The 26,787-nt window shown below is 53.0% G+C and carries 34 protein-coding genes and 3 tRNA genes; all 37 read right to left on the reverse strand.

Going from position 1 to position 26,787, the window contains the following annotated elements; all coding sequences use genetic code 11:
* Window positions 1-78 precede the first annotated feature (78 nt).
* The 37 genes from ACNQFG_RS11685 to ACNQFG_RS11865 all read right to left on the reverse strand — a co-directional run bounded on the left by ACNQFG_RS11685 (window position 79) and on the right by ACNQFG_RS11865 (window position 26,774).
* A complete protein-coding gene (locus ACNQFG_RS11685; protein WP_423405036.1) occupies window positions 79-1,113 on the reverse strand; it encodes a hypothetical protein in 1,035 nt (344 codons plus the stop codon).
* A gap of 14 nt (window positions 1,114-1,127) precedes the next feature.
* Window positions 1,128-1,709: a DUF2612 domain-containing protein gene (locus tag ACNQFG_RS11690; RefSeq protein WP_423405037.1), complete on the reverse strand. Its 582-nt coding sequence runs from the start codon at window positions 1,707-1,709 to the stop codon at window positions 1,128-1,130.
* Window positions 1,710-1,940: 231 nt separating this feature from the next.
* A complete protein-coding gene (locus tag ACNQFG_RS11695) occupies window positions 1,941-3,452 on the reverse strand; it encodes a hypothetical protein (RefSeq protein ID WP_423405038.1) in 1,512 nt (503 codons plus the stop codon).
* A complete protein-coding gene (locus ACNQFG_RS11700; RefSeq protein WP_022257319.1) occupies window positions 3,430-3,807 on the reverse strand; it encodes a hypothetical protein in 378 nt (125 codons plus the stop codon). The genes ACNQFG_RS11695 and ACNQFG_RS11700 overlap by 23 nt, the downstream gene beginning before the upstream one ends.
* On the reverse strand, window positions 3,807-4,502 hold the full coding sequence (locus ACNQFG_RS11705; RefSeq protein WP_423405039.1) for a hypothetical protein: 696 nt from the start codon (window positions 4,500-4,502) through the stop codon (window positions 3,807-3,809). Before ACNQFG_RS11705 ends, ACNQFG_RS11700 begins: the two co-directional genes overlap by 1 nt.
* Window position 4,503: 1 nt before the next feature.
* Entirely contained in the window at window positions 4,504-5,382 is an 879-nt protein-coding gene (locus tag ACNQFG_RS11710) for a phage protein (RefSeq protein ID WP_423405040.1), read from the reverse strand.
* Window positions 5,382-5,708, reverse strand: a complete 327-nt coding sequence (locus tag ACNQFG_RS11715) for a phage baseplate plug family protein (protein WP_022257322.1) — start codon at window positions 5,706-5,708, stop codon at window positions 5,382-5,384. Before ACNQFG_RS11715 ends, ACNQFG_RS11710 begins: the two co-directional genes overlap by 1 nt.
* Before the next feature lie 9 nt (window positions 5,709-5,717).
* Window positions 5,718-6,287 carry a phage baseplate protein gene (locus ACNQFG_RS11720; protein WP_022257323.1) on the reverse strand — a complete coding sequence of 190 codons (570 nt, stop codon included), beginning with the start codon at window positions 6,285-6,287 and terminating at the stop codon, window positions 5,718-5,720.
* Between the two features lie 6 nt (window positions 6,288-6,293).
* Entirely contained in the window at window positions 6,294-8,321 is a 2,028-nt protein-coding gene (locus tag ACNQFG_RS11725) for a tape measure protein (protein WP_423405041.1), read from the reverse strand.
* A gap of 174 nt (window positions 8,322-8,495) precedes the next feature.
* Window positions 8,496-9,011, reverse strand: a complete 516-nt coding sequence (locus ACNQFG_RS11730; protein ID WP_423405042.1) for a phage tail assembly chaperone — start codon at window positions 9,009-9,011, stop codon at window positions 8,496-8,498.
* A gap of 17 nt (window positions 9,012-9,028) precedes the next feature.
* A complete protein-coding gene (locus ACNQFG_RS11735) occupies window positions 9,029-9,454 on the reverse strand; it encodes a phage structural protein (protein WP_022257327.1) in 426 nt (141 codons plus the stop codon).
* A gap of 19 nt (window positions 9,455-9,473) precedes the next feature.
* Window positions 9,474-10,520 (reverse strand): DUF3383 family protein, encoded by a 1,047-nt coding sequence (locus ACNQFG_RS11740; protein WP_423405043.1) that lies wholly within the window; start codon window positions 10,518-10,520, stop codon window positions 9,474-9,476.
* Window positions 10,521-10,532: 12 nt separating this feature from the next.
* Window positions 10,533-11,165 carry a phage neck terminator protein gene (locus tag ACNQFG_RS11745; RefSeq protein ID WP_423405044.1) on the reverse strand — a complete coding sequence of 211 codons (633 nt, stop codon included), beginning with the start codon at window positions 11,163-11,165 and terminating at the stop codon, window positions 10,533-10,535.
* On the reverse strand, window positions 11,110-11,478 hold the full coding sequence (locus tag ACNQFG_RS11750; RefSeq protein WP_423405045.1) for a hypothetical protein: 369 nt from the start codon (window positions 11,476-11,478) through the stop codon (window positions 11,110-11,112). Before ACNQFG_RS11750 ends, ACNQFG_RS11745 begins: the two co-directional genes overlap by 56 nt.
* Window positions 11,475-12,005, reverse strand: a complete 531-nt coding sequence (locus ACNQFG_RS11755; RefSeq protein ID WP_423405046.1) for a hypothetical protein — start codon at window positions 12,003-12,005, stop codon at window positions 11,475-11,477. The genes ACNQFG_RS11750 and ACNQFG_RS11755 overlap by 4 nt, the downstream gene beginning before the upstream one ends.
* Before the next feature lie 12 nt (window positions 12,006-12,017).
* Window positions 12,018-12,401: a DUF4054 domain-containing protein gene (locus ACNQFG_RS11760; protein ID WP_423405047.1), complete on the reverse strand. Its 384-nt coding sequence runs from the start codon at window positions 12,399-12,401 to the stop codon at window positions 12,018-12,020.
* Window positions 12,401-12,625 carry a hypothetical protein gene (locus tag ACNQFG_RS11765; protein ID WP_022257333.1) on the reverse strand — a complete coding sequence of 75 codons (225 nt, stop codon included), beginning with the start codon at window positions 12,623-12,625 and terminating at the stop codon, window positions 12,401-12,403. Before ACNQFG_RS11765 ends, ACNQFG_RS11760 begins: the two co-directional genes overlap by 1 nt.
* Before the next feature lie 20 nt (window positions 12,626-12,645).
* Window positions 12,646-13,710 (reverse strand): major capsid family protein, encoded by a 1,065-nt coding sequence (locus tag ACNQFG_RS11770; RefSeq protein WP_423405048.1) that lies wholly within the window; start codon window positions 13,708-13,710, stop codon window positions 12,646-12,648.
* Window positions 13,711-13,724: 14 nt separating this feature from the next.
* Complete coding sequence (locus ACNQFG_RS11775) at window positions 13,725-14,213, reverse strand: structural cement protein Gp24 (protein WP_423405049.1); 489 nt, start codon at window positions 14,211-14,213, stop codon at window positions 13,725-13,727.
* 3 nt (window positions 14,214-14,216) lie between these two features.
* Window positions 14,217-15,587 (reverse strand): DUF2213 domain-containing protein, encoded by a 1,371-nt coding sequence (locus ACNQFG_RS11780; protein ID WP_423405050.1) that lies wholly within the window; start codon window positions 15,585-15,587, stop codon window positions 14,217-14,219.
* Window positions 15,584-16,504, reverse strand: coding sequence for a minor capsid protein (locus ACNQFG_RS11785; protein WP_423405051.1), 921 nt, complete (start codon window positions 16,502-16,504; stop codon window positions 15,584-15,586). The genes ACNQFG_RS11780 and ACNQFG_RS11785 overlap by 4 nt, the downstream gene beginning before the upstream one ends.
* A gap of 283 nt (window positions 16,505-16,787) precedes the next feature.
* Window positions 16,788-16,864: transfer RNA gene (locus tag ACNQFG_RS11790), tRNA-Thr, on the reverse strand.
* A 5-nt stretch (window positions 16,865-16,869) separates the two neighbouring features.
* Window positions 16,870-16,942, reverse strand: a tRNA-Gln gene (locus ACNQFG_RS11795).
* 3 nt (window positions 16,943-16,945) lie between these two features.
* Window positions 16,946-17,021 (reverse strand) — tRNA-Gly (locus ACNQFG_RS11800).
* 66 nt (window positions 17,022-17,087) lie between these two features.
* Window positions 17,088-17,285: a CPCC family cysteine-rich protein gene (locus tag ACNQFG_RS11805; RefSeq protein WP_055188351.1), complete on the reverse strand. Its 198-nt coding sequence runs from the start codon at window positions 17,283-17,285 to the stop codon at window positions 17,088-17,090.
* Window positions 17,278-18,369, reverse strand: coding sequence for an NUDIX domain-containing protein (locus tag ACNQFG_RS11810; RefSeq protein ID WP_423405052.1), 1,092 nt, complete (start codon window positions 18,367-18,369; stop codon window positions 17,278-17,280). Before ACNQFG_RS11810 ends, ACNQFG_RS11805 begins: the two co-directional genes overlap by 8 nt.
* Window positions 18,323-19,627, reverse strand: a complete 1,305-nt coding sequence (locus tag ACNQFG_RS11815) for a DUF1073 domain-containing protein (protein ID WP_423405053.1) — start codon at window positions 19,625-19,627, stop codon at window positions 18,323-18,325. Before ACNQFG_RS11815 ends, ACNQFG_RS11810 begins: the two co-directional genes overlap by 47 nt.
* Window positions 19,628-19,648: 21 nt before the next feature.
* Window positions 19,649-21,046, reverse strand: coding sequence for a DEAD/DEAH box helicase family protein (locus ACNQFG_RS11820; protein WP_423405054.1), 1,398 nt, complete (start codon window positions 21,044-21,046; stop codon window positions 19,649-19,651).
* Entirely contained in the window at window positions 21,027-21,881 is an 855-nt protein-coding gene (locus ACNQFG_RS11825; RefSeq protein ID WP_423405055.1) for a helix-turn-helix domain-containing protein, read from the reverse strand. Before ACNQFG_RS11825 ends, ACNQFG_RS11820 begins: the two co-directional genes overlap by 20 nt.
* A gap of 114 nt (window positions 21,882-21,995) precedes the next feature.
* Entirely contained in the window at window positions 21,996-22,457 is a 462-nt protein-coding gene (locus ACNQFG_RS11830; RefSeq protein ID WP_423405056.1) for a QueT transporter family protein, read from the reverse strand.
* Between the two features lie 14 nt (window positions 22,458-22,471).
* Window positions 22,472-22,783, reverse strand: a complete 312-nt coding sequence (locus tag ACNQFG_RS11835; protein WP_423405057.1) for a hypothetical protein — start codon at window positions 22,781-22,783, stop codon at window positions 22,472-22,474.
* Window positions 22,776-23,618 carry a class I SAM-dependent methyltransferase gene (locus ACNQFG_RS11840; protein ID WP_423405058.1) on the reverse strand — a complete coding sequence of 281 codons (843 nt, stop codon included), beginning with the start codon at window positions 23,616-23,618 and terminating at the stop codon, window positions 22,776-22,778. Before ACNQFG_RS11840 ends, ACNQFG_RS11835 begins: the two co-directional genes overlap by 8 nt.
* On the reverse strand, window positions 23,611-24,318 hold the full coding sequence (locus ACNQFG_RS11845; RefSeq protein WP_423405059.1) for a hypothetical protein: 708 nt from the start codon (window positions 24,316-24,318) through the stop codon (window positions 23,611-23,613). Before ACNQFG_RS11845 ends, ACNQFG_RS11840 begins: the two co-directional genes overlap by 8 nt.
* Window positions 24,319-24,356: 38 nt before the next feature.
* Window positions 24,357-24,944 carry a ParB N-terminal domain-containing protein gene (locus tag ACNQFG_RS11850; protein WP_423405060.1) on the reverse strand — a complete coding sequence of 196 codons (588 nt, stop codon included), beginning with the start codon at window positions 24,942-24,944 and terminating at the stop codon, window positions 24,357-24,359.
* A 194-nt stretch (window positions 24,945-25,138) separates the two neighbouring features.
* Window positions 25,139-25,705 carry a hypothetical protein gene (locus ACNQFG_RS11855; protein ID WP_423405061.1) on the reverse strand — a complete coding sequence of 189 codons (567 nt, stop codon included), beginning with the start codon at window positions 25,703-25,705 and terminating at the stop codon, window positions 25,139-25,141.
* A 100-nt stretch (window positions 25,706-25,805) separates the two neighbouring features.
* A complete protein-coding gene (locus ACNQFG_RS11860) occupies window positions 25,806-26,501 on the reverse strand; it encodes a hypothetical protein (protein WP_055188371.1) in 696 nt (231 codons plus the stop codon).
* A 54-nt stretch (window positions 26,502-26,555) separates the two neighbouring features.
* Window positions 26,556-26,774 carry a hypothetical protein gene (locus tag ACNQFG_RS11865; RefSeq protein ID WP_423405062.1) on the reverse strand — a complete coding sequence of 73 codons (219 nt, stop codon included), beginning with the start codon at window positions 26,772-26,774 and terminating at the stop codon, window positions 26,556-26,558.
* Between the last annotated feature and the right edge of the window lie 13 nt (window positions 26,775-26,787).

Here is a 26,787-nt window from a genome sequence, read left to right on the forward strand (position 1 = left end):
GTCTCCCTACCTCGGCCTTGAGCAAGGCTTTGATTTCCGCATAGTCCGAGGGGTAGACTTTTTGCCCCCAGTTAGCCATTAAGCACCTCTCACTCTGACTTTGAGCCGCCGTTGTTCGGTCAGATTGTCACCCTCGACCGCATAACCAACCACTTTGCACGGGTCAACATATTCGCACGGTTTCGCCGCACGACCAACACCCGGAATATGGGAAAGTACAATGCAGTCTCCCGTGTTCACCGGGCCAATAACCTTTGTGTGGACACGTCCGGCAAGCGAAACCGGGATAAAAAGGGGAAGATTCTTTTCCAAGAAATCCTCCCCATCATTGACCTGCTCTCCGCCGATCAGCATCCCGTATTCGTCCGAATGGATTCCGGCAATGCGGCTCGAAAGATTTGTGGCTTTGACATATTTTTCTTGCTGGCTGTTAGTATCCAGTGCAATAATGTCACCCGGCTCAGTATCCTCGCCGCGGGGCATCAGCTCCGCGTAGTCGTTGTAGACCGCTTCAAACACTCGTTTCGCATGAATGTCCTCACTCGCAGTCATCGACCTAAAATGCGCATCTCCCGCAGAGCCGACGTAGTGCATCGTACCATTTGCAAAATAGACCGTTCCCGTAAAGGTGCCGCCTGTGTTCCGCATGGCTCCAAGAGCGCGACACGCATCAGCAGAGGTTCCCGCGCCAGTGCCACCACGTTCGATCGGCAAATTTCCGCTTGTAATGTCTCTTGCTGCATGACTGTGCTTATCCGCAGCGAATTCGTCCGCATGCTTTCCATCCAGCATATCCGCGTTGCACCCAGACATAAGCCCATACTTGGAAAGCAGGGCTACAATCTGTTTCGCCGTAAAGCTCTCTTTCGGCAATGCTGCATTTGCTGTGTTCTTGACCGCTGAAACATCCGAAATGTTCTGATTCATGAGCACAGACAGAACATAAAACACCATGTTAAACTGTTGGCTTGTTGGTTTGCCGTTCAAACCGCCAACGATCGCGGCCCATCCATTGCGCCAATCGTCAATCGAAATTTCCTGCCGAACGCCATCAGCCGAGAACGCCACCTTGGAATAGTCGGTCAGCTCTGCCCCCGAACGCGCATCCGCCATAGAATCACCCCCTGTTAATTGATGGACTGTGCAAACATTCCCTCGCCAAATCCTGCAACTCGCGGATTGAGATCCACAAAGCCAAACGTCTCTGCATCCTCCGTTGAGCAGTTGATTCTGACTCTTACGCCCGCCGGATGAACCACCAAGTCGTGCGTTCCCAAAATGGACAGAACCAAATCCGAGAACGGCGCGGAAATCGAAAGGTAAATGGTCGCAGGCACATCGCGACGCTCACTGTATACAACTTCTGTCGCTCCAAAGATAATTTTGGTTGCTTCGATAATCTCGTTCGGCGTACAGCGGCACGAATTGACGTAAGCCTTGTACTTCAAGCAGACGCGATAAATATCATCGTTGTCTGCCAGTTCACGGCTTCCAATCATCGCCCCAGCCTGCTGACGAGTAAGGCATACCAGCTGGCCAATTCGGTTGAGCAAAACGCCGTTGCACTTGTCGATGTTGTTAATCCACTCAAACCCGCCCAGTGCGAGCATTAAATGTTCGTACTCAGGCGCAAAGGCCCAAACGATTCCATCCAGCACAGACATTTTCTCTACTCTAAGCGGCTTTTCGCTCAGTGCTTCAAATGCCACCGTTTCACCCCCTGTTCGCCGTTCTTTGCAGAATCCATTTTCCCTCAGAATTCTTTCGGTAAATGGTCAACGGGCTAATCACTCTTGCGGTACTGCCCATCACGCAGTTATCAGGAAGATTTTTCAAGTCCTCCAGCGTGTCGCACACATAATTTCCCAAACAGCTTTCTTCATACGCTTCCAGTTGAAATTGTGTCGGGAGCTTAGCGTACATTTCTTTATACGCCGAAATCATGCTTTCACCACCCGAATTCCGTTCATAGTGACAACCGGTTGCTGGTTGATGCTGACCGGGACGACGCCCGTAAGCATAGCGCTGTCCTCCACGCCCTCAATATCCGGCCTTTCGGAAAGAAGCCCCCGAATCTCGATATAATCAACGCCGGACACGTTCTCCATAATAGGCCGGATGAACTTCTGTAGCCTAACCGATGTTCCCGCCGAAAGAATTTCTTCCATCAGCAGGGATTTGATTCTCGCTTCAAAATCGTCATCCAGACCACCAGCGCTCGTGACTTTGATCGACAGCAGCAAATAGACATCGTTGACGCGGGTAAACTCAACATACTGGCGCGTTCCGTTTATGTCGGTGGCATAAGCGTAATGGCTTCCATACGCCCTAATTCCGCCTGATTTGTTTTCCCAGATGATGCCCGCAACATCTTCATCCGAACCGCCCTGCACAACAATTTCGATGCAATGCGGCGGACGACCAGCCGCATCCTTTTCATCATCGTCATTTTGATAGCCCGCGGCGAACGTCACACCCTCTACGTCGCTATAAAGCAGCGATACAATGGCATTGACTGTTCCTGTACCGCGGCTTGCCACGCGGTTGGTATAGCTGGTGCGAGCCTCAGAGTCTTTCTGGGTCAACCTGCCCTTTATGGGCGGGATCTCATTTATGCAGGAATCCCAACCGTCAACAGAAGTCACAATTTGGTTAATGGTTTTATCTGCCTGCACATAGCTTCCGTATTCGACGCTCTCGAAAAGGATATTGCTGGTCACGTCAACAACCGTAATGTACCTGCAAAGAGACGCAGAAAAGCTGTCAGCCGCACCAGAAGCCGACAGCACAATCGTGTGGTTTCCCTGTTCATCCGTGGAATCTTCGACCTTGATTCCAAACTTCGTGAGCGCATCGAATTTCTGAAGCTCTGCCAGGATTTTTGTGTAAGCATCACTGTACGAACTCACCGAAAGCTGTTTTGTGATGCTGGCCGACTCGGAATAGCTTCCCACTTCACCCGAAGTCGCATTTCTGGACACGCCAAATTCAAACGTAATCGTTCCGCTCACGCTTTCGATTGGCCGAATGCCGATTCTTCTCCAGTTTGCACTGGAAATCGTGGACACTCCTTTTGCCTGAAACTGGCGCTGTGGATATGTACTCGACTGCACCAAAGCGCCCGCCGGAATCACCGTACCCTCACGCCCGGTACAGGACAGCGTATATTTTGTGCGCGCCTGCCCGATGCGGTTGACGCCGCCAATCTGCATGGCGTTGTCCAGTGCGATTCCCTCGGCGGTATTCGGGAAGAGCTGCTGATAGCTGGCCGCAAATGCTTCCCACAATTCTGCCGGGGCATCGGCAAAAATCGTAAAAAGCACATTCATAAGGCTCTGCGGATTCTCGGACGGGTTTACACCGATTTCATCCTCAAATCTTTTGCAGGAGTCATTATAGATTTCGTCCAGCCGCCGCATCGAAAAGCCATCAGCTGTTATTCCATACTCCATGAGAAAGCTCCACCTCACTTTCCACCTCTCCCTCCGTCGTTTTTGCGGTAAACTTCGCAGAGAGAGTTCGTTTTTTCTTGTCCATTGCAAGATTTATCGAACCAACGCTTGTAACACCAGACACGCTTAAAATCTGGTCACGCAGCGTTTTTTCGATAAGTGCTTGGTTTGGCGTCTTGACTAAAATCGACTCAAAATAAGGCACACCCATTTCAGGATTAAAGACCCACTCGCCTTTAATCCACCTCAGCTTGATTTGAATGCCCTGCCGAACCGAGTCGATGATTGTAAAATCTCCGCTCTCGTTTATCAGCAGGTCTCCGCTTTTGGAAAGCGCAAGGTCTTTCAAAGCCATTACACAGGTCCTCCAGTCGGTCCATGCACACCGACGTGCGTGTGCGTATTCATCACAATTCCGCCGAGCGTTAATGTACCGGAAATCGTCACGTTTCCCGTCACCGAGATATTGCCATTCACCTTGGTATTCCCCTTGATGTTCAAATTCGGAGACGTCACATCAACACTCGAAGATGATGCCGTAACAGTCGTGCTGCCTTTTTCCATTTTTATGGAATCAGATGTCACCGTAATTTTGGTATCATCCTTTTTGATTTCGATTTTGTCTTTCGTGACCGTGATAGTGGAGCTGGGTGCAAACATTATGGCCGCTTCTTCGCTCCCGGCCTTTTTCACCTGCTCACCCGGCGACTGGTAAAGGCCCGGAAGCAAAGCCGCATTCGAGAGATCCCATTTGAGGTCTGTTCCTGAGCCGCCCTCGTTGAAGAGAGCAAGGCACCCGTCATCCGACTTCACTGGAAAGGCAAAGCCGACCGTTCCACCTGCTCCACAGGGCATCAGAATGATGGCGCCTGATATTTCCGGGTAAGGAACTTCTCGGCCATCATCCGTTGTCACCTTGAGGTTAGGGGTGAGCTTCGCAGTATGGTTATTCTCTACCTTTCCAACCTTGGAGGGTGCAGAGGTATGAATCGAATCTTCCATCAGCCGCCCAACAAGGGAAGATACTGCATCAAGAAAATCCTGTTTCACGTCACTTCACCTCCACAAACAGCGCTACACATTTCCAGTCGTCGCCCTCTGTGTCGCCAGTAAATTTGATTTTGGACGCCCGATAATTGCCCTTGTACGGCTTCGAGTCAACTTTCACATAATCGTCCACTTGGATATGACCATTAAGTGCATAGGTGACTTCGATGCCCTTTTTCGCCTTACGCTTGGAAGCATTACTGCTCTTTTTATCGCTCGTCGATGCAGACTCAAAGACGGGTTTCGGAGAGCCAATGAGGCCCGTGCTTGCGGACAGCACATAAGCGGCCATCGTTATCGGCTCGTCCAATGCGCAGATTTGGACAATTCCGTTTTGCAAGCTCCAGCGCATTTTGCTGCGGTTGCAAACCCTTTCAATCAAGGTCTTTCCTGCCCCTACAAACGCAAAATTCGTGAAGTCTATCAACTTAGCGGACTTTGAGAATTTAACCTCACAGCCCATAATCTGCGCCGCGTCACGCACGATTTTATCTCCCGAAACCGTACCGGAATAGCTGAGGCTTACCGTGTTGTCTCGGCACGATGTAAAGCTGTCCACAAACTCTATTGTGGTTTGCTGATCGGCGCCGCTCTGCTCAGTTTCAAAGTACGTCAGCGTTCCGCCCATTATCGTGGGCAGGTCGTCCTTGTACCCTGCACTCAGCTCAATCAAGCAGTCCTCTTGTTCCAGTAGGCGCAGGGTCTCATCTGCCAAATTCCACAGCGTAATTTTTCCGGTGTTGGAGCTTGAGCTGTCACCAACTTCGCAGGAGAATTGACACCGAAGCGCCCTGCCTGTTGACTCATTCGGCTTGCCGAGTTCTCGGCCCATGGAATTGTTCTTTCCGATTCGTACTCTGTACTGACGGTCAAAGTTTTCCATCACTGCACCCCCATCTGTTCAGCCGGCAGATAGTATAGGTGAGCCACCGCATCAACAAAATCCTGCCTCCCGATGCGTTCCTTGTCCGTTTGAACGCCAAGGATTCCCGGCGGGCCGTTCGAGTTGAGATAGTAGAAGTTCCAGATCGTCCCCGGCACGAGCTTTGCCATTCCGATTTTCATCTGCATATCTGCATCGTAGGTACTCAGCATCCAAAACTCTCCGTAAGCATTCCATGTAACCCGGAGGTAGTAGTATGTGCCGTCAAGGTTTACGCGCATTACCGAATCATTGCGGTCTGGAACAGAAATCTCGTAGTATTCCATTTGCACACCTCACTTGAAAAGGCCAATGGCTTTTGCGCCAGAACACAAAATGCTAGATTTTGTGGCTTTTTCGTCTTTCTGTGTACCAGATGTAGACGATGAGCTTTTCTGTCCAGCGCCCGTGTTTTTCTTAGATGTTCCTCCGCGAATGTACTTCACGCTGATATTTGCCATATCGGTGGAGTTGATAGACGCTTGCTTCAGCTTGATGGTCAACCGGGTACTACTGCCGTCCTCAACCGTTCGAGGGGCCGTAATACTCGTGATGCACATATTCTCGTAGCTGTCGCCAGCCGCGGTAAACTGCACCGGAGTCTTTTTCAGCCACAGCTGACGAAGCTCTTCAATCATCGTCTCAACACGGCTTGACGATGCCGCGTGTTGCTCAGCCCATGTGACAGGGCTGTTGGTAATGATGGCTTCGATTTCCAGCTCACGGGGTTTTAGGCAGATGTTGTCCGTGATGGAGTATCCTTCCTCTGTTGCATACTCCGGCACATCACTGGTCATCGTTTCCGACCTCTTGATGATTGCATCGAACTCAAATCCGCCGAGGGACGCAGGTTGCTTTGCCAGCACAGCGCATCACCTCCCGTAATTTAACGCTCTTGCCAATTCATCCGTGGACTGTGTTTCCTGCGAACGCACCGTAGTGCTCAGACGGTCAGCAGCAGCTCTTTCCGTGACTTGAAATGTGTACTGCTGCTTATTTTCCTGCTTCACGTTTATTGACTTATTGTTGGTGGTCTGGGATGCCAAAGGTGCCGTCATCACGGTCTTGCTTGAGACAGCATTTCCGCCCGATGCAAGTGCTCCAACAGCCGTTCCAATGCCAGAGCCAGAAGAGCCATTATTGCGCTTCTTAGGATTTGGCTTCGTCGTCCCGTCGCCATCCCCATCGCCATCATTTCCGTCGAAAAATCCCTTGATTCCGCTCCAAAGATTTTTAGCCCACTGAATTTTCTCTCCGAACCAATTAAAGAATCCTTTCAGCAAATTCCATGCGCCATTCATAGAATCCACCAGCGGATCCCACAATTCACCGAAGACAATTCGCCCTGCATCATTCAGCAAATCAAGGAAGTCCTGCCATAAATCTTTGCACCCTTGGAGAAATTGCGTGAAATCCTTAGTTTGAAATCCAGTAAGGAGACTGCCCAGTAAACCAAAGAAATGCCCGCCAAGAGATATAAGGTCTGCGGCCAAAGACGTGCATCCCTGCCAAAGCCATTGCAGAACTGCAAGCACACTATCGCCGTGCTCGTTCCAAAATTGCTTTAGATTGCCAAGGGCATCCTTGCCGAATTGCTTTGCATTAGAGAAGAAATTAGAAATTTTGTCCCTGAGCGCATCGACATCCACGCCAGCATCGCTTAAGAAGCGCCCTAAGACGCTATCCCCGCCCTGCAAGAACGTGAACACATCTTCAAGCACCAAGAACAGCAGAAGCCATTTTGCGGCCGCGAGCGCCGTTTGGACATTAAATCCTTTCAGCAGCTTTACGGCCCCGCTAAGAAACGACAGCACCTTGTTCCCGTTTGTTGCAAGGAAGAGTGCCGTTGCCGCCAGCGCAATTAACTTCAGCAGTTGTTCCACGCCGCCCAGCTTGTCTGAAACGCTCTTGAGCCACGATGTAAATTTCTGCGCTTTCCCTATCAGAAAATCACTTATATTTTTTATTTCGGTTCCAATGCGGGTCGTAATATTGAACATATCGTCCATGCCCGCAATCCAAAGTCCCCACTGATTTCTGACATAGGTAAGAGCGTCTCCAATTCCAAAGCCAAGTTCATCAAAGTTCTTTTGAATGTCGCTTTCTGCCGCGAAGAACGCATCTTTCAGTTGCTTGGCCGAAAGTTTTCCGCTCTCTGCCAGCTTTTGAAGCTGGGCCTCCGATACTCCCGCTGCGGAAGAGATGGCATTGACGACCTCCGGGGCCTTTGACTTCAAATTCGCAAAACCAGTTTTGTCCAGCTTTCCAGAGGACATGGCCTCGGTCAAAACGTCCATAGTGCTGTCTATGTTCGCTTCCCGGCCAGCACCCTTTTCGAGCTTTTCAACCAGCGAAACAAATTTCACAGCATCGTCCACAGGGAAAAGTTTGCCGTTCTGCTGGACTAACTTTGTAACGCTTCCAGCCATTGCGCCATACTCTTCCCGACAGTCTTGCGCACCTTTCAGAATTTTCTGCTGAATTTCCGATTGGTCGCCCAACTCGCGGGTTGCGCCACGAATCGCATCGTTAATGCCACCAAATTCTTCTGCTAAGCTCCTGAGTTGCGCCAGAGAGAATCCTATGCCAAGCGCTCCAAGCGTTTTCTTGGCATAATCCTTGATTTCATCTATCGCACTTTTAGCATTTTGTGTGCCCTTTTGGTCCGGCTTAAACTCAGGAAGCTTTTCCGTTTCGCTCCGTGCCTTTTGAGCCTTTTTCTGGATTTCGTCAATGTTGTCATTGACGCTTTTTTTCACTTCATCCGCAACGCCCTGAACGGTTTTTATTCCAGACTTTACACTTTCAACAGTGTTTTTCACCTGCTGGACAGTGCTGCGGTCAATGCGAAATCCGATCTGATTGATAAACTTTCCAATCACCATTTCTTTCGCTGCCATTCAATCACCGTCCTTCCCTCTCGGCATATACGGATTTCAGATATTCTATATCACGCTCCATCATCATCAAATCGTACAATTTCAGCGCTTCGTCGAGGTTGTACTCTTCTTTTAATTCGGTCATTGTTGCCACTCGTTCCCGGATGAGCGTATACAGTATCCACTCAAGGCCCGTTACTTGGGCTCGGTCAAACTCTCCGTATTTTTCAAGCGCATCCCCTTGCGTGCGCTCATGAGGCGTCCAAAGAGGGTGCCGATATCGCCGAAAAAACCGCTGAAATTCTGCTGAATCACTGCGGCGCACAGGCCAAGCGCGCCAGCAAAGGCCATGCAGAAGATCTCGTCAAAGTCATCCTCTGTCATAGGACGCCACTTCGATTCATCTTTATCGAAGAAACTGACATTGCTGTGCTCCAAAAGAAGTTCCGAAATCAACCGAGTCAGCGTCTTTCCGTTGATGTTGCTCAGCGCTGTAACCAGAGACTTCGTATCAAGGTCAACGCCCTCGAAAATGTCAAGGTCTGCGCTTTCCTCGTCTCCACTGGACAGTGCCACCGTGCCAATGATGGGAAGAACCACCGCCGCGACATCACCGAAGATGTATGCCGCATTCATAGCACCCAGAGGGCGAATGCGAAACGTATAGTCTCCAACTACCGTTTCCTGCATCTCCATCCGTTTCATTTTCATGTTACATCATCCTTTCCTTATTCCGGGGCAAACTCGCCAACGCACCGGATGGTCCACTCCTGATCGCCGCCCTTTGCGCCGTACACGATGGGCGCGGGCTTGGACACCCATGCCTTAGATGCCGTAAACTGGGGGTTATCTCCCAAATCACGAATCATCAGCGGGAAGAAATAGCCGCCGGTGGACTGCTTTTGCAGGTTGTAGTACTTGCGTAGCACTGCGTTTGTCTTGGAGCCGTATTTGAAGTTCATCTTAACTTCATAACGGGGGTCGTCGGAGTTGGAGACTACAACCTCACCGTCGGCACCCGCCTCATCGGTGATGCCGTCGCCCTGCTCCGTGATGGTGATGCAGTTATCAGCCGCAAAGCCGCTCGGCATATGGGAGCCGATTGCGCAGATGACATTCTTAAAAGAATAAACGTGAACACTGCCACGAGCCATTTAGCACATCTCCTTTCGCTTAATAATTCAGCGTACCGCCGATTTCCACTGCAATCAGCGCACCCGCCAGTTGTGCTGTCCATTTTACTTTCGGCAGCACACGAGTCTTGCGTGTCGCCGCATCCAGCTCTGCAGCCTTCGGCACGGTAATGGTATAGGACGGGGTGACCGTTCCGGTTGTTTCATCGCTGGAGGGCCGTGCAATGCCGCCAGCTTCCACGCCCGCATCCAGCGCCGCAGTCACGGCATTCTGAACCAGACCGATGCCGGGATCCGTGTAAGGAACCTTGGACAGAGACAGCAGCAGGTTGATAACATTCTGCTGAATCCGAGTCTTGAGCCAGTCGCGGAAGCGAATCGTATCAATCCACTCGCCTGCAGATACCTTGCCGCCCTGCACCATTGCCTGACTGCCGATAGTGGTGTAGTACGAGACGTTGCGGCTTTCCAAGCTGGAAATGTCCGTGGTGGACAGACTCTGCGCCTCGACCGTGCTGAGGGACTTATATGCCCACAGTTCGCTACCCGGCTCATACGACAAGAACTTGGCCGCATATGCCGCATTCACGCAGTCGTTTTCCTTCGTTGCATGAATAACGGCCGTTCGGAACATCGCATCGGAAACGGGCGATGCAGAAATGCCCGTAGTCTCGCAGACGCAGAGCTTCTCGTTGGATTCTGTCCAGTCCGCAATGCTCTGGTAAAAGTCCTCCTTGATGCCCGCCGGGCAGATGCAGTACCACCCCGGCACCGCCTTTGCACGGTCAAGGGTGACGTCCACCTTTTCCGTCGAACCAGAGGTGGTTTTCTGAACGGCCACCATCACCATGCTGGGCTTGGGCGACTGCGAAAAGACCTTAGAGGCGGAGATATAAACCGGGTCGTCCGTCGAGAAGCCGGCACTCTTCAGATCCTGCGTACCGGTATAACCAGCAACATCGGGAGTCATATGACCGCCGGGAGTTTTCGGCAGGGGGCCGATGATAAGGATGGTGTCATAGCCGCCGTCGATTGCCATTGCTTCCGAAATGGCAATATCGACCTTGATGATTTGGTCAATGGTCATGCTCTCACTCCTTTATTCCTTGATTTGTGGTTCAATTTCAACTTCTGTGAAATATCCAGCCTGCATATCTGCAAGCTTTTTCGATGCCGCACTATCGTGGTCTGCGATGTATTCACCGTCCTGCGGATGCAGTGCTGCATACTCCTTCGTGCTCTGGATGAAATCCACAGAAAAAGAACAGCGCGCCCGTTCCACACCGGACACGCTGTTATAGATTTGCTCTAGGTTTCCTGTGGCCGTTACCGAAATGTTCAGCAGGCGCATTTTGTCCTCTGCGTAGGGGCTTTGAAAAAAGCGGATGCTCTGGGCAAGGTCGTCAACAACTGTTGACGGCAGAGCCTTTTTTACTCCGCCGCCATGAACCACCTTGCTCTGCGCAACCAGCTCCGCAGAAAACGGCATGGTCATGTACCACGTCTGCTGCAAAATTCCATCATCAACGTACTCGTCAATTTGAGAGCTGTCGGCAGCATTAAAGTCAAGCACGACGTAGGGCGCAGGCGGGCGGGCCGCATTGCCGGGGTAGGAGTAAATGACCGTGCAGGCAGGGTAAAGCTCCATGAAAAACTTCCGAATCTCGGCCCTGCACTCAGCTTCCGTCATCGTCTCTCTTCCCCCTTTCATTCTCGCCATCGACTGCTTCAAACTCCGAAATCCAGTGTGACAGGATGGTGTTTCCCCAGTAAACCGACGACTTGCAGACGTACCACTTTCCCATGTAGAACAGGCGGTCACCGTCTGTCTGGTCGTCAGACTCCGCCGGGTGAAGCTCCATATCGCTGTACACCGTCAGCGTTCCCGTGGTTGTCCGGCCCGCCGGGTCATCTTGGTTCCTTCTCGTCTTGGCTTGGACATCCAGCATAAGCCGCACATCCTCATACCCGGCGGACGCCACACCATCTTCCCAGCTGGTTTTTCCGTACCGCCGCACTTTGTAAGGCCGTTTGAAGATGTTCATTTTTCCCCTTTCATAAGGCGGAATCCACACTGCTGTCTCATGGTTCCAGTGTCAATTAAAGGCTTTGTAGAGCCTTTTCCGTCAATATGAACCGGGACAGGGCCATTTTTGCCGTACTCGTTTACCATCCATCCACCCTCAACCGTAATCGGCGCATTAGGCGCCCAATCTTCGTCTCTGATAGCGTCCTGAATCATAGAACTGGCTTGGGCGCCGATTGCGCTTGCCACAGTTTCAGCGGTATTGAGGTTCGACGCCGCTTGCTGTGAGAACTCCGCCAATTCATCGGGGTGCTTTTGAAGTGCATCCATGAACGGGCGTGCTGGAATCATCACGGAACCATCCTTATGCAAAGTCCCGTAGTGATTCCAATAGGCAATCTCTGCCAGCGAGGTCTCGCCGTCAATCGCCATTTGATCGGCTTGGTATCCGACCTCAACAACGATGTCTTCCAGTTCATCCAGCATTGACAGTGCTGCTCTTCCCTCCGGGGTCAGTTCGAGCCCAAATTCTCCGGCAATAGCCATACATTCACCCTCTTACCGAATCATAATGGGAACGATATGCCTGTTCCGAATCTCGATGAACTGCAACCCATACGATGTGAGCTGATAGGCTGCGTCCCCCGTTGTTCCCGCAGTAGACGTCGCAAAGGAAATGCTTACGCCACCTTCGGATACACTGGCAAGGCGTCCAGTGTTGGCGATGGTTCCCAGCGAGTTGTCGCCGCTGCCGGCCATCTTCATGGCGTGGCACGTTAAAAGAGCCAGCGCCAAATTATAATCAGCGCCAAACTTCTTTCGGGAAATAACAGGGGCTTGAAGCTCAATCCAGAACTTGATATCCTCATCGGACGCCCCTTTGAACTCAGCTCCCACCATCTTCACGATTTTGGTGATTGCCTCTGCATCGACGGCATCCATCAGGACTCATCCTCTGCGGTGTCCTCCGCAATGGCGTCAGGCTCTGCATCGGGATTCTTTGCCTTGCCACGGGTTTTCTTCTCCGCAACTTCCTGCACATAGCCCATGCTGATGTAGAACGCCACTGCATCAGCATAGACAGCCTCGACCTGTGCGGTCTCGCCGGGGAGCAGGGAGACATCGCCAATGCGAATCGGCTTCACGCTGATATTCTTGATTTTCATAAGCAGGCTCCTTTCTTATCTTACAGACCGTAGACGAGGCAGGCGGACAGCGGATAAGGAATGACCATTCCGGCGTCGCGGCCCTCACAGTTGATGACGATTTCGAGGTTGCGGTCCTGCGGCGCATGCTGGAGGAATGCCATAGGCACATCATGGTACATCTTATCGGCGTCCTTGGTGTACAGCAGACCGATGTTCTTTCCAGTGGTGTTGTAGTCCTTGTTGCTCTTGGACAGCTCACCAGCGGTCTCCCAGTTCTTAATCTGGGGGGTGTGTTCCTTGATGTAAGACAGCACAGACTCGCCAGTACCGTCAATGCGGCGCAGGTTCAGAGCAGTGTACAGGTCATTCGGCATAACCCAGCTATCCGGGTGCTCAACGCTCTGGGTCAGAGTGTCGATATAGTTCAGGATGCCGGCAATGTCGGCGGCGATCTCATCGGCAGTCTTGCTTGCCCAGTCAGCCTTGCCACCAGCGCCGTTCTTCAGTGTGTAGATGGGGATATTGTTATCCGAAGAAAGGATACCGACGATTTTTGCCTTCTCGTCGCCGTTCCAGATCAGGTGGTTCACCTTGACATCATAGACCCGGCGGGCGGCTTCGGCGCGGACAGCATCCAGAGACTTCATAATGCCCAGAACGGCGTTCCGGCGGCATGCGCGCAGCTCCTGCACGTTGTAACCGTAGCTATCACCGATGTTGACGATTTCGGCACGATGGGGAGTGCCTTTCACATCAACACGGGGCAGGTCCGAAGCGTAGTTCGCGATGATGGCAGCGAAGCCGACAGGCTCATAGGAGTAGTACTCGATGTAGCTTGCACCCTCATCCGTATCGCTTGTCTGGGGGAACAGCTTCAGGCCGGACAGCTCCGGGAACTCCTTGTCGTATGCCTTGGTCTTGATGTGCGCCAGCTGCTTGGCAAAGAAGATGCCCGCATTGTCCGCACCATCGTGACGAAGCGAAGCGCCAGGGAACGGGTTCCGATAGGCGCGGTTAATCAGCGAGGCGCACTTCGTCTCCAGAGCGACGCGGTCCTCCTCGCTGTAACCGTTTGCGGGGTCGAAAGGATTGAATTTAGACATAGGTTCCTACCTCCTTAAAGCTGAGTCACGAACTGGGCAGGGGCGATGCCGTTCACGGCCGCGCCGATGAAGCGCGCCTTCACTGCCAGATTGGTTCCCTTGGTCGGGGTAAACTTTCCGGCGTCTGTGCCAGTGGTCACAAGGTACACGGGCTGGCCATAAGCAGGCTCCACCGAATCGACCAGCTGCACCCACAGCTTGCCGGACTGACAGACATCGACGATCTGGTTCTTCCGCAGGAGTACGGCACCATCATCGTCCATCTCGACATTGGCGCTGTACATCACAACGCCCTCGAACTTGTCAGCAGTTGAGCCCGTTGCAGGAAGCGCAATGTCCTTTCCCGGCTCTGCGCCCTGCACGACACCGTATCCGAAGCACAGCGCCTTATCCTCTGCGCTGTTGCGGCGGGTCACGGCTTCATACTCGGCCCGGTCATAGAGGCCACCGGGCATGCCGCGGCTCGGCTCACCGTAATTCATCTGTACAGCCATATTGCTCATAGCTTAGTCCTCCTTTTCGCCAGCGTGACGCTGGATCATGCGGGTACGAGCGGCGTCGGGGTCATTTTTGGCGTTCGCATTGCGGGTCGCCGCATTTGCGGAATCCGCATTGAACACCTGCCGACGCTGATCGTTCACGGTCTTGCGGCCATTGACCTTGCCCTTGGCAATGTCAAAAGCCGCGTTGATGTATGCGTCGCCTTTCCCGTCCAGACGCATACCGGGCAGAACAGTTCTGATGACCTTTTTCTTTGCCTGCATCACAGGCAGGGTGTCCATGCCATCCAGATGCAGTTTGTCGCCCAGACGGCACAGTTCCATGCGCTGGCCGACCTTCTTCTTGACGATGGCGTCGAGACTATCATGGTTCAGCTGGCCGCTGTCATTGTCAGAGGCGTCGTCCTCATCTTCTGTGGGCGGCTGTTTGACATCGTCTTCAGCGGCATCCGCACGGGCTTTCTCAGCCTCCAGCATAGACAGCAGGGTGTTGATGTCAGACTTTGCGGGACCATCCTCCATTGCATCCCGGCGGGCCGTAATGTCCGCCAGAACGTCGGGTGTGGTGGCATCATCTTCACCATCGTCCTCAGTCGGCTTGGTGGGGTCACCACCCGCCGCCGGGTCGTTCTCATCGTCAGCAGTTGCACCGCCAGTAGCGGCCAGATATGCCTTGATAGCCGCCTCGATGCCGGCAGGGTTAAGGGACGATGCCGCAGGGGAAGCGCCCTCGCCATCATCCGCAGTCTGCTTATCGGGTTCCACGGTAGCATCGTCGTCCATGGTGGTGCAGGTCTTCTTGTTCTCGTCATCCATAGGGTCAGTACCTCCATTGTCTTGGCCGTCCATGTTCAGTCTTGCATCATCTCCGGCGCGGGCGACGGCAACCAGCGCAAGATGATTCACGCGGATGTGGGTCTGGATTGCATCGTAAGGCTCCCCCTCCCACTCTCCGGGTTCCATGATAAGATCCTGATAATATCCAACGGACAGCTCGCGCAGGCCCGACGCCTTTACAGCATCGGGGTCGTCAATGACGATTTTGGCACGGACGGTCTCGCCGTCCTGCTGTCCGGGAGTCAGGATTGTTCCCACTCTCTCCCGGCGGGCATTGTCCTTGTCTATCACCTGCGCGTCGTGGGTAATGATGATGGGCTTTCCCTCATAGCTTGCAAGGCTCGCCGGGTCAAACACATCTTCCGGCCTGCGCAGTTCTCGACGTTCCGAACCATCTTCCAGCTTGTACTTGAAGATGCCCGTGCGGGTCAGGATGGGGTTATCATAAAAATATCCCTCGGTGCTGTAATGCTCATCGACAGGCACGCTGTCAGCACGCATTTCGCTCCGAAGGACTTGCGGCGGATTTTTCTGATTCATTGTTTCTTCTCCTTAAAGGCTTGAGAATTGAGCCTATTAAAGTCAAAAACGGGTTTTGCAACACAGCGGCACTGGTAATCCTCGCCGGGGTTGCAGTGTCTCCCGGTGTAGATTTTCCCTCGCTTCGTCATGTACCACATTGCTGGCGGGTCATCATAACGAAACGTCTTACCATCAAGTTCACGATGGCACGCGCGCACACGTTCGTCGCCGGACGAACGCCAGATGTACTCCTTTACCCCGGCGGACTCCTGCCGAGTCCGAGTCAGGTCTGCACTCAATGTGCCAATCTGGTCGCGGGCCAAAAGGTTCGCTTTCGATTTGGTCACATCGAAGCGCCGCTGTATCTCATTTGAAATTGCGGCGGGTGTTCGGCCCTTTGTAAAGCCGTCAATAATGATTTTCTCCATATCATCAAAGCAATCGCTCTCGATGCTGGTTATAAAAGAAACATTTTGCTCCGCCCACCTTGAAAGCATCTGCTCATACCGCTCACCAATGAAGAAGTCCTTGCTGATGTCGATGCCGAGTGTGGCCCGGACACTGCGTTGCCATTCTTGGAGCTGGCGGCGGTCTGTATAATCCGCACAGCGGCGGACATCACGTTCCAGCGGATCGGTTTTCAGCCGCCGACTGAGCCGATCACGCATAATGCGGAATCTATTTTGGATGCGGCGCACCATGTCGCTGTATCCATCTTTTCTGATGCTTTCGGAAGCCGTATCCATTTCATCCGCAACGATAGCCAGTATCTCAGGCATTGAATCGCGCACAACAGCTTGAAGCTCTTTTAAGCGCCTGTTCTCAATGGCCCGCATCTTACTTTCTGCCCATTGCGGGTATTCCGGCTCGACCTTTGATTTTCTTGTCGTAGAAGCCCGACTGTTTCCGCCGGGGCCGTTGTTTTTCACTGGCATAAACACCTCTTTATCTTTCCGGGAATCTTCCCTCTGCCGGCATCAAAAAGGCCCTGCATCATTGAAGATACAGGGCCTTTACGTTCATGGCATGCAGCACTTGAATTGGTTTGACCTTTTTGCTTACAGCGCGCATCCGTCCAAGGCGAAGCGGAAGGAACGCGGCATATGGCTCCGCGCTGGCTCAGTCATGGAACAGGCCAGAACACTTCGCAGCGGTCTGTTGGGAGCGGGGTCGGCGCTTCCTCATGCCATCGAGGTGCCGATTACGGTGTACGGTGGGTGGAGCTGGGGATGGGATTTGAACCCACGACCTGAAGATTACAAATCAACTGCTCTGTCCAACTGAGCTACACCAGCATAAGTCGAGGGTACCGGACTCGAACCGGCGGTCTGGGAGTCAAAGGCCCATGCCTTATCCAACTTGGCCAACCCTCGATATGGAGCAGTCAACGGGGCTTGAACCCGCGGCATCCTGCTTGGAGGGCAGGCGCTCTACCAACTGAGCTATGACTGCAAACAAAAAGAGCCTTCGCAAAGGACGCTCTCGCGTCACCTGCAAAGGCTCTCAACGCCGTTATTGTTAATCAAACACCTTTTTGCCTGCGGCAAATTTCTTTTTTGCTTCGTTCAGGCTGATGCGGTTATACCCGCCGCGATAATCGGGATCTGCGCGCTGTACGCCGTCATTTACCCAACCGCACACGGGGCATTCCTCAAAATCATCGTTCTCTTCAAAGTGATGCTGCCCACACAGCGGGCAAATGGTTTCGTCATTCATCGTTCTCTATTCCCTCAGCCTCAAGTCGGCGTCTATAATACTCTTCCCCATCATCGGGCTTGAACATCGTTCTTACGCCTTTCTCCGGGGAGCCTTTCGCAAAGTCATTTTTCTTTGAATCGTATCGGCATATAAGGCCATCTTTTGTCTTATAGCCCTTGATGCCGTTCCCACAGGGGCTTTCCAGAAGTTGAACCGCCCGCTTTTCGTATTGCTCCTTTGTCGTAATGCCATCGGGAGCGTACTCGGCGGCGTGGGTTCTTCCGTTTTGCCAGTGGTTATTCAGCTTCTGCTTGTTTGGAAACCCTTTCACTTTGAAAGCGTTTGCGCCTTTTGCCGAAACTGCGTTAGAATTTATTTTAGCATGACTTTGGGAATCATTCAAGTCTTTTGACGAATTTTCCTTGCCCGATTCATCTTTTGACGTTGTGTTCCCCATGCTGGAGAACTTTCCGTCCTCATCGCGCTTGTGCTTGCTTGGGTCGAAGTCATCCAGCGTCAGGCCCAGTTGTTCAAGATATTCTTCCACACTCCTGCGGAATGGGTCGAACACCAGCCCGCCGGGGACCTCTTGGGCAAGAATCTGTTCTGGGGTGAACCATGTGGCGGTGAACATCTCTTCCTGATCGCACACCGGGATTCCCGCATAGTCGTTGACGCGGTATATCTGCACAGGGAGGATTTCTTCTGGTTTTCCTTTACAGTTACCAAGATAGGTAATATTTCCAACGTCAATTCCAAACTCTTCTTTGGCTTCCCGGCGGAAGGCCACCCCCGGCGTTTCTTTCGGCTCGATATGCCCGCCGGGGCCACACCAGCCTTGGCCATCAGAGCGGCGCCCGCAGAGGATCTTGCCGTCCTGCACGACAAAGCCCGCCACATAGCCGCAGTCTCCTTCATCGGTAACAAGACCGCTGGCATCCGTGGCATTCTGTTGCTGGCTATCAGCGGCTTCCTGCTGGGTATCGGCTCCGCCAAGTCCCCAGTCTTGGTGAATGTCCGCTTCCGTGAGAATGTTCTCTGGGTCAAACTGTTCGTCACGAACCATCGCGCGTTCGAACTTCTTCAGCTTCGACAATTCCATTTGTGACGTATGTGCCAGCGGTCTGTGCTCTGGTGAGCTGTGCCGCAGCAGCAGCTTGGTCTTGTGCTGCCTTTTCATCGTCAGACGGGCTCCACGCGCTCTTGTAGGTCACGGTGTACTCAGGTATCTCCTTGACTTCCCTGTTCCAAACCATGCCGCGAAGAATCAGCTCAACGAGGGTACGGGTGTTATCGCGGAGGTCACCGTTTTGGAGACCCCCGACGAATTCCTTGTAATTCTCAAGGTCACTCTCTCCAGTGGCATTCTCGCCCGCCGGGGAACGCCCAAAAAGCCGCGTCTGTGGGATATGAGATACAGCAGACAACATCGCACAGGCATTGTCCAGAATGTCCTTAACGCCAGCAACAGACAGGGATTGAACGCCCACATCCTCGCCGTCGGCATCAATAATGACCATGTTCAGCAGATTACGGGCAAGGTCAAGCATTTCCATACGCTGTAGAACCGTATCCTCGCCGTCTGCCGTGGAAAGCACACCAGCAAGATTCTTCATCTTGTAGGTCACCATCGACAGCCGTTCCAGCAGGCGGATAGAATAGCCGGGGCCTATGCTGGCATTTCTCAGCTCTTCACGAATGCGCAGATACTCCGGGATGCCCCATGTGCGGTAGAGATTAGCCATAGTGGAGCTTTCCGGGATGTCCGAGTTATGGAAAACAAGGCATCTGGACGAATGCACAACATAGTTGCCGTACACGCTGTTGACTTGGTAGTACTCCGGGATGCCAGTGCCGCCCCGGCGGTAATCCTCATCGTCCGGGTTATTCTCATATCCATTGACCCAAAGAGGATACATTTCGTTGCGGCCATATACCAACAGCTCTTCGACGCCGTGCACGTCGCGCCAGTTCAAAGGATCCTGCAGGAGCCGCCCGTCGTCAACCAGCATCACCACAGCAGCGCCGCCAAAGAGCCGCGCCCAGCGCAAAGCCTTGGCAAATTTGCTCTGGTATCGGATGGTCTGCAAGTGGTTGTCGATCTGCTTCTGCAAGTCTTTGTCCTTGATGCCGAGGTCGATGCCGTTCTTGGTTGCGTCGTCAGCCGGGGCATCAATAACGGTTGAAAACAACCCGTTTCCTGCGTAGAGATCGGCCAGCTCCGTATCGCTTACCGCAGAGCCAGACGCCCACTGGTAGTACTCCGTGCTGTCGTGCTGGGTGCCGTACTTGTTCAGCACATTATAGTAACCGTCAAGGCGCAGCTGTGTTTTAATTTTTCCGGGAATAACTTTTTTCACGCTTTCTCCTTTCCGATTACGTTAAATCAGGCTGTGGACATCAAAAATTCCGCCCTCGTATAATGCCAGCGCAACTGCATCAGCCCGGTCCGGGCTGGTCAGGCCGCGCTTCTTTAGCGCCTCTTTGCTTTCAAGTTTCAGCTTGGAGGGCGCGCCGCTGAAGATGTACTTGCGGGTCGTGAGCTGACCTATCAAGGTCGCGTCATCCGGCAAATGCAGGAGACCAGACGCCGCCATGTCGCGCAGGACAGCCCACATCCATGTTGAAATATCGGCATATCTCCCGGCGGCTTCCTTGTCAGGAACAGCAGACGAGAAATTGACAGGAACAACCATGAGTTTGTTCAGCTTCTGCCGAATCTTCTCCCTGTTGAGAATATCCGTCACTCCGCCGCCCACACCCGTATCGTCAATAATCGCATAGATCAGACCGCGATACTGCGGATATGCTGTGCGCAGGGCCTTGTACATTTCGATAATGTCATCGGCTGTCGCGTACAGGTCTTGGCCGTGGCGCGTGACCAGCTTTTGAATGTCCCCGTCAATGTTCTTCGCAATGGCGGTGTCGTCGTTGCCAAAGCGGGCCACGTCGCACCCAATGGAGATTCTGGCCGGAATGCTGTGCTCAAGCGGTTCAGTATTGACCGCTTTTGTGGCAAGCGCCATCGGAATAAAGACGTCGTCCTCATTTTCCGGGAACTCGCCGTCAACACGGACGCGGACCACATTGCTGTTCTTGCCGAACTTTCGCTCCAAGTCAGCGATATTTTGCTTATTCGTGCGGGGGCTGTCCCTGCTGGACACCTTCATGCAGTAGTAGGACTGGGCATCCACGGTGTGCGAATCGTGGAATGTGCCAGTGTTCTGCGTTGGGTTTCCGCACATCAGTAAGCGGTTGTTATCGCCGGACAATGTGCCCTGTATGGCCTCCATGATGGGGTCAGCAACGCCGGATGCTTCGTCCACCACGAAAAGCATATTGTCTTCGTGGAAGCCCTGCATATTCTCTGGCTTAGTGGCTGTACGGGCCACGGCGAACCAGCGTTTCTCATGTCCTTTCATGTAGACACGGGTCTTTGTCCATACAAGCATGGTCTGCAAGACAGGACTGCGCTCCTGCCACTTGGCAATCTCAGCCCAGAGCACATCGTTCAACTGCTGGCGGGTCGGTGCCGTGCACACGACGCGGGGATACGGGAAGCAAGCCAAAAACCAGAGCACCAAGTTTGCTTCAAAAGCTGTTTTTCCAACGCCCTGTCCTGAACGGATAGAAACTTTGCGGTGCTGTGCAATGGCCGTGGCCGCTTCTTTTTGCCATCTATCCGGCTTGAAGCGTGTGACCTCTTTGAAGAACAAGCAGGGGTCTTTGCGGTACAGTGGGAGCCGTTTGGCGAAGACTTCACGTTGTCTCAGCGCCATCGTCTTCACCCTCCACTTCTGCGTCCGCCGCCTCGACTGCCGCTACCCAGTCGTCTACCAGCTTATTCTTGCCGCTGTTGCTCATTCTGCGCAGGTCGGCAAGCTGCTGTATCACCTTAGACTTCTGGCGCTGTACATCGGTCAACAGCCGCTCTAAGCGCTCCACGATAAGGTAGCTTGATTCGGTGGTGGTTGATGTCTCAACGCTGGTGCCAGGAAGGCGCTCTTCCCTTTGCACCTTTGCATCTATCCGCTCAATGTAAACCTCCTTGTCGTGGGCCTCTTTTTCTTTATCCTCATCCAGCCGGGTAAAAGACCTGCTGGATTTTGATGTATGCACCGACTGGATGTGCTGCTTCTTTTCCTGCGCCGCCGTGATGCGCTGGAGCAGAAATGCTTCGCGGGCGGTCAGCAGTTGAAGCTCCTGTATCAGCAGGTCCTCTGCATCCACGTCTTTCGTGCAGTCCTGTATAGCTTTCTGGTTTTCTTCGGAAAACGCGCCAAACATCACGGCAGACCAACCGCCGTGCTTTAGCGCATTCTGATTTCCCGGCGGTGCCCCGCCATGATTGCCAACAGCATTGACGTTCCCTTTCGGCGCGCCGCCGAGATTCGGTCTCTTCTTAGGCTGAGCCGCCGGGTCTTGCTGGGTGCATTTTGAAGATGCACCCTTTGGGTGCGACGGGGTGCGCTTCTTGGGTGCACCCTTTTGTGCATCCCAATACCGCTTTTTCCAAGACTTGACCGTGTTCAGCGATACGCCCAGCTTCTTTGAGATTTCGGTGCATCCCATCCCTTTCTTATAAAGGGTGAACGCCTTGTCTCGCGTTTCCATCTACATCGCCACCACTATCCCTCTTTGTTCTGCTCGCCCGGTATTTGGCCGGACGGTTATGTTGTTCCAAAGAAAAAGCGCCAGCTCTTTGCAGAGCCAGCGCCGCGCCCCCTCTTACACGATTCTTGCAAGAGCGGTTTTAGAAATTATCATGTTGCCGAGTTCCACGGCTAAGAAAGTGCCAACGAACAGCCCTGCGGCCGTCAGCAGGAACGGCGCTCCCACCATTGCGTGCAGCTCCACTCCGATGAACAGAGCCACGGACAAAGAGAGGATAACAGCTTTCCACAAAATCCCCAGCTTTTTCCACGGTCCCCAAACAACAAGGAGATACGCTGCTCCCTCGGCCATCAGGCCAAAAGCCACATCGACAGGTCCAAACGGGCTGGTTGCGTTTGCGATTGCGATTCCCAGCAGAACCGCCGGGGCATATCTCTTGTCTTTGAACGGGAGCGCACAGAGCATATTTGCAACCCGGAATTGGATTGCGCCCCACGACAGGGGGTTCAAGGTGGTCAGCGCCACATACAGCGCCGCGACAACGGCGGTCTGGCAAAGAGCACGAGTATTTCTCATCTTGCGCCCCTCCCTTATGCCGTTACCGTCACATGGCCGTGCACGCCGTCGGTCACATCCGACTCGACCTCGACCCAGTAGGGATGAATCTCCCCCGTGAGCCACTGCTTCAGCTTGCAGACGGCGTCCTCAATGACAAGGCTCTTACCATCCAGCTGCTCGCGGATGAACTCATCGATTTCGCAGTAGTCCGGGATCCACTTCTTCGGGGTGATGGTCACAGTGAAGTTGTTCGTGTAGTCTGCCTTTCCGATAGGGCAAAAGCATCTACACTTCTGGGTGTACTTGATTTTCGACACCCCATACTCATTCTTGAACTTAGGCATTTTTCTCTCCTTTCGGCTTCTGGACGATGAACAACAGCTCTTTCGCCTCACGCGGGAATGGGATAGCCATAAACGCTGTGAGGAACGCAGACGGGACATAGGACTTCATGCGTTCATAGAAATCCTTGAGCGCCGGCGGCTGTTTAGAATAAAACTCATCCATTTCGCGGACGCTGGTGACCAGACCGACCTCCTGCACAATACTGAATCCGATTTCGGTCAGCTTGGCTTTCAGTTCATCGTAGCCCCACTCATAGACATGAGCGCGGTACTGGGTCTGATACCCATTGCCAGGGGTGTTCGGACAGGAGAGAAACATCTTTGCACCCGGCTTCATCACCTTGTAGCATTCTGCAAGGCTTTTTGCGCCGTCCGTAGGGTGCATATGCTCAATGGCAGAGGTGTAAATCACAAAATCGGCAAACCCCGCCGGGATGACTTTCGACATCTCAGCAACGTTGCCCAGCTTCCAACCCACCCGGAACGGGTAGTAGGAGGCCAAATCCTTGGGTTCGAGGTTCTTTGCAGTTGCACCGCGCATCGCTTCCTTGATGTTCGCCTTGCTGATGTCCACTCCAGTGTAGGATGCAATGTCCTTTGCGTAGTAGCGCAGCAGCGGGAGCATCAGAGAGCGCCCACAGCACACATCCAGCACGTTCATCCCCTTTTTCGCCATATGGGCGGCGGCGAGGTGCTGGATATAGTTCATAACGTCCAGATTGGTGAAAAATCCGTCTCTGAACTGCATATAAAAATTCCGCATCTGGTAGGTGGTGCAGAGAATCTTTTCCCTGTCCATGCCATCCTCGACGCGGTAGACGATTTCTTTATCCACGCCATTTTCCTTTCGTATCAAGGTATTTCTGGTACTTTATCCACTCTCTCAACGAGTACTCCCGGCGGCGGCGATAGTCTGCGCCGATCATCCCCTTGGGCGGTCTGACCACGACCATCTCTGTGCCATTGAAGTATGACAGCCCTCCGAAATTGACCTGTGTGGTCCATGTCGTGCTGTCCACGCTGTAAAAGCCGAAACTCACTGCATCCTTTTTGGTGTACCCCAGACCATGCACCCGCACCCCGCAAGAATTTGCATACTGCACCAAACGACGGATATAGCCGTACTCGCTGGGCTGTATGTGCTTGATTGCGAAGCCGCCGATGCCGATATAGGGATAATCCCTACACAGGCGCTTGAACTCGTCCAGACCACGGGAGCGGTGCCAGACCGGAATGCTTTGCTTTCCTGTCTCTGCTTCAAGGCGCGCTCTCATGCGTTTTACAGCGTCATAACCTACGATGGAATCCACATCCAGCTCGAAGAAATGCTGCACGTTGTTGCGGTTGATAAAGTCGATGTACCGACTCAGGTATCCATCCCAATCTACTGGCTTTGAAGACGCTTCTATACCGTGCATAAAAGTAAATGCCCCGCTGTCGAGCAGGAACATTTTCCATTTTGGAATTTCTTCGATTTGCCATGGTCGGATGTAAAAGAAGCTCTCCAGAACGTATTCTGGGCGGTACTCTTTCACAATCTTCTCGGCTGGGAATGTACCTGCCAGACATAGCCTCATGTCTCAAACCATTCTCCGCAATGCGGACATTGGATGAGCTTAGAGCCGCTCTGCTGCGGCACAGCGAGCTGAGAAGATTCCGGTTGGGTAGATTGCTGGGTCTCGGCGCTCTGCTCTGCATCGGCCGCTTTGGGCAGCTGTTGGACGGGTTCCGTAAAGAACTCCTCGAAGTCGGCATCCTCCACTTCCCGAAGAAGCCCATCAAGCTCCACCTCGCTGAAACCCGTGTCCGTCAAATCAACGTCCAAGGCTTTCAGCGCGTCCATTTCGGCGCGGAGAACATCATCATTCCACGAAGAAGCCTCGGCCACCTTGTTGTCTGCGATGCGGTATGCGCGGATTTGCTCATCCGTCAGGTCATCGACCCGAATACACGGCACTTTGTCCATGCCAAGCCGTTTTGCGGCCTCATAGCGGGTGTGTCCTGCGATGATAGTTCCTTTTCCGTCGATGAGGATGGGGACACGGAAGCCAAACCGCTTGATGCTCTGCGCAACAGGCTCAATGGCCGCTTCGTTGTTCCGGGGATTGTTCTCATAGGGATGGATCTGCGAAATATCCTGATACACTACTTGCTGATTCATTTTTTCTCCCTTCTTTGCTATCCCGCTGGCGTTGCGGGTCAAATTGGGGAGCGGCGGTTTTCTGCCTCCTTTCCGGGCATAAAAATACCCGCTCGGTGGCGAAACCGGGCGGGCAATGCGCTATGATTAGAATTTTACGGTATTATTCTACCACATTTTTCATGCCGTGTAAATGACATGATTTTGACATTGGCCTACTCCATGTCCAAGGCATCAATGCCGAACATGAGCGCCGAGATTTTTTCAACGGCCGCGTCGTGGTCTCGGTATGCCTGACGGGTGCTCACACCCTCCAGCGCCGCAAGCTGCTCAATGGACTTGGCCTCGTCGTCAATGTACATCGCTTTGATGATGCGGTAGCCGCGCTTATGGGCCTCATTCTTGCTCTGTTCGCAGTACGTCTCGTACAGGGCCAGCATCGAATCAATATGACGAACCATGATTTTTGTACGGCGGCAGGAGTTGCGGATTGATTCGACCGTAATCGCGTTATTGCGCTGAAGCATCATGTCCAGTAGCTCCAGTGCGGTTTCCTCTTCCTTGCCATCATGGTCGCCTGTTTCGTCCGTATAGACCGCACCCGTGCAGTGCTTCTTGAACATCCGATAGTTTTTCAGCAACAGCTTCGTGTTCCGAAGCCGACGGTCACAGCGGCCTGCGGCTTTGCGGGTCTGTTCTGCGATAACTTCCTTGGCGCCCTCACGAGCAGCTTTTTTTGCGGTTTCCTGAATAACGGCCATCATTTCTTCCGGGATAGTCATTTTGCGCACCCTCCTGTTCTATCGTTGCCAAAATACATCAATTTAGGTATAATAGATTTGTTCTATCGGGGGATTGCGCAAGCGATCCTCTTTTTATTGCTCAGATAGTTTTCATCCTGCGGGTCACCTCGCTCTGACTCAAAACCGCCAGCGGCACACGTTTAATGCCCCGCTCTGCCGCCATCTTCGCAGACACAGCGCCCGTCACGCGAATCATATCTGCCACGTCAACTCCAGACGAATAGTACTGCTTCGGCGGGCGGCTCCCGCTCTGGATGTCATTCACTTTAAGCTCTTCATGCAAGGCCTGTTCCACACAGCGCTTCAGCCATTCCTTGGCGCAGTCCTCGCCGTCTGTCTTGACCCATCCGATGTACTGTCGATAGTCGTCCATAGCTCCTTTCTTCAGCCGTGCAAGGCGCTCCTTGCCAAAGCCAAACGTCAGATGCGCCGTCGCGGCCATAACCAGCCATGCGATCTCAGCGCCCTCATCCTGCGCCATGCGAAGTTGCTCTTCCCTGTGATTACGCGGAGCTCGATTTTGCGGCAGACGTACCGTGAAATCACAGATTTCCCTTAAATCGTCCCGCATGGCTTCAGTGGCCGTTCTCCGGTTCCCAGAGTCGATTTTACTTTTGTAGCGGGCTTGGAATGCCTGCATCTCATTACAGGCCCGCCGAAGCCGTTCCGCACCAATGCCTTCTTTTTGGTTCATGGCCGTAACGATGCACCAGCAAAACAGCTGCGACGCTTCATCACGGGCATTCATGCGCTGCTGTTTGATTTCCTTGCTCATATTCTCCATCTCCAATCTTTGCATCCGAAAATTTTTGCCAGGATTTTCTTGTGCTTACTGCAATCCCAGTAGCTCTTGCACCACCGACACTGACCATTGCACAGGAACGACAGATGCGCTTTCATGTACCCTCCTTTTTCTTCCGGCCGATTTTCCGGCCATTTGATTTACGGCCCAAGACCATCCAGCCATAGGCAGCGCGGCCACGATCAGGATGATAGATGCCACCGCCGTCACCGTCTGGTCTGAAAGAACTTCACGAATCAGATTCATTTTTTGCTCCCTT

This window comes from Faecalibacterium prausnitzii (genome assembly GCF_049532945.1).
Classification (GTDB): Bacteria; Bacillota; Clostridia; order Oscillospirales; family Ruminococcaceae; genus Faecalibacterium; species Faecalibacterium prausnitzii_N.

Coding starts and splice junctions, on each gene's coding strand:
- ACNQFG_RS11685 (WP_423405036.1), bottom strand. CDS start 1,113: ATGGCGGATGCGCGTTCGGGGGCAGAGCTGACCGACTATTCCAAGGTG.
- ACNQFG_RS11695 (WP_423405038.1), bottom strand. CDS start 3,452: ATGGAGTATGGAATAACAGCTGATGGCTTTTCGATGCGGCGGCTGGAC.
- ACNQFG_RS11700 (WP_022257319.1), bottom strand. CDS start 3,807: ATGGCTTTGAAAGACCTTGCGCTTTCCAAAAGCGGAGACCTGCTGATA.
- ACNQFG_RS11710 (WP_423405040.1), bottom strand. CDS start 5,382: ATGGAAAACTTTGACCGTCAGTACAGAGTACGAATCGGAAAGAACAAT.
- ACNQFG_RS11715 (WP_022257322.1), bottom strand. CDS start 5,708: ATGGAATACTACGAGATTTCTGTTCCAGACCGCAATGATTCGGTAATG.
- ACNQFG_RS11725 (WP_423405041.1), bottom strand. CDS start 8,321: ATGGCAGCGAAAGAAATGGTGATTGGAAAGTTTATCAATCAGATCGGA.
- ACNQFG_RS11730 (WP_423405042.1), bottom strand. CDS start 9,011: ATGAAAATGAAACGGATGGAGATGCAGGAAACGGTAGTTGGAGACTAT.
- ACNQFG_RS11735 (WP_022257327.1), bottom strand. CDS start 9,454: ATGGCTCGTGGCAGTGTTCACGTTTATTCTTTTAAGAATGTCATCTGC.
- ACNQFG_RS11740 (WP_423405043.1), bottom strand. CDS start 10,520: ATGACCATTGACCAAATCATCAAGGTCGATATTGCCATTTCGGAAGCA.
- ACNQFG_RS11750 (WP_423405045.1), bottom strand. CDS start 11,478: ATGAACATCTTCAAACGGCCTTACAAAGTGCGGCGGTACGGAAAAACC.
- ACNQFG_RS11755 (WP_423405046.1), bottom strand. CDS start 12,005: ATGGCTATTGCCGGAGAATTTGGGCTCGAACTGACCCCGGAGGGAAGA.
- ACNQFG_RS11760 (WP_423405047.1), bottom strand. CDS start 12,401: ATGGATGCCGTCGATGCAGAGGCAATCACCAAAATCGTGAAGATGGTG.
- ACNQFG_RS11765 (WP_022257333.1), bottom strand. CDS start 12,625: ATGAAAATCAAGAATATCAGCGTGAAGCCGATTCGCATTGGCGATGTC.
- ACNQFG_RS11770 (WP_423405048.1), bottom strand. CDS start 13,710: ATGTCTAAATTCAATCCTTTCGACCCCGCAAACGGTTACAGCGAGGAG.
- ACNQFG_RS11775 (WP_423405049.1), bottom strand. CDS start 14,213: ATGAGCAATATGGCTGTACAGATGAATTACGGTGAGCCGAGCCGCGGC.
- ACNQFG_RS11780 (WP_423405050.1), bottom strand. CDS start 15,587: ATGAATCAGAAAAATCCGCCGCAAGTCCTTCGGAGCGAAATGCGTGCT.
- ACNQFG_RS11785 (WP_423405051.1), bottom strand. CDS start 16,504: ATGCCAGTGAAAAACAACGGCCCCGGCGGAAACAGTCGGGCTTCTACG.
- ACNQFG_RS11805 (WP_055188351.1), bottom strand. CDS start 17,285: ATGAATGACGAAACCATTTGCCCGCTGTGTGGGCAGCATCACTTTGAA.
- ACNQFG_RS11810 (WP_423405052.1), bottom strand. CDS start 18,369: ATGGAATTGTCGAAGCTGAAGAAGTTCGAACGCGCGATGGTTCGTGAC.
- ACNQFG_RS11820 (WP_423405054.1), bottom strand. CDS start 21,046: ATGGCGCTGAGACAACGTGAAGTCTTCGCCAAACGGCTCCCACTGTAC.
- ACNQFG_RS11825 (WP_423405055.1), bottom strand. CDS start 21,881: ATGGAAACGCGAGACAAGGCGTTCACCCTTTATAAGAAAGGGATGGGA.
- ACNQFG_RS11830 (WP_423405056.1), bottom strand. CDS start 22,457: ATGAGAAATACTCGTGCTCTTTGCCAGACCGCCGTTGTCGCGGCGCTG.
- ACNQFG_RS11835 (WP_423405057.1), bottom strand. CDS start 22,783: ATGCCTAAGTTCAAGAATGAGTATGGGGTGTCGAAAATCAAGTACACC.
- ACNQFG_RS11850 (WP_423405060.1), bottom strand. CDS start 24,944: ATGAATCAGCAAGTAGTGTATCAGGATATTTCGCAGATCCATCCCTAT.
- ACNQFG_RS11855 (WP_423405061.1), bottom strand. CDS start 25,705: ATGACTATCCCGGAAGAAATGATGGCCGTTATTCAGGAAACCGCAAAA.
- ACNQFG_RS11860 (WP_055188371.1), bottom strand. CDS start 26,501: ATGAGCAAGGAAATCAAACAGCAGCGCATGAATGCCCGTGATGAAGCG.
- ACNQFG_RS11865 (WP_423405062.1), bottom strand. CDS start 26,774: ATGAATCTGATTCGTGAAGTTCTTTCAGACCAGACGGTGACGGCGGTG.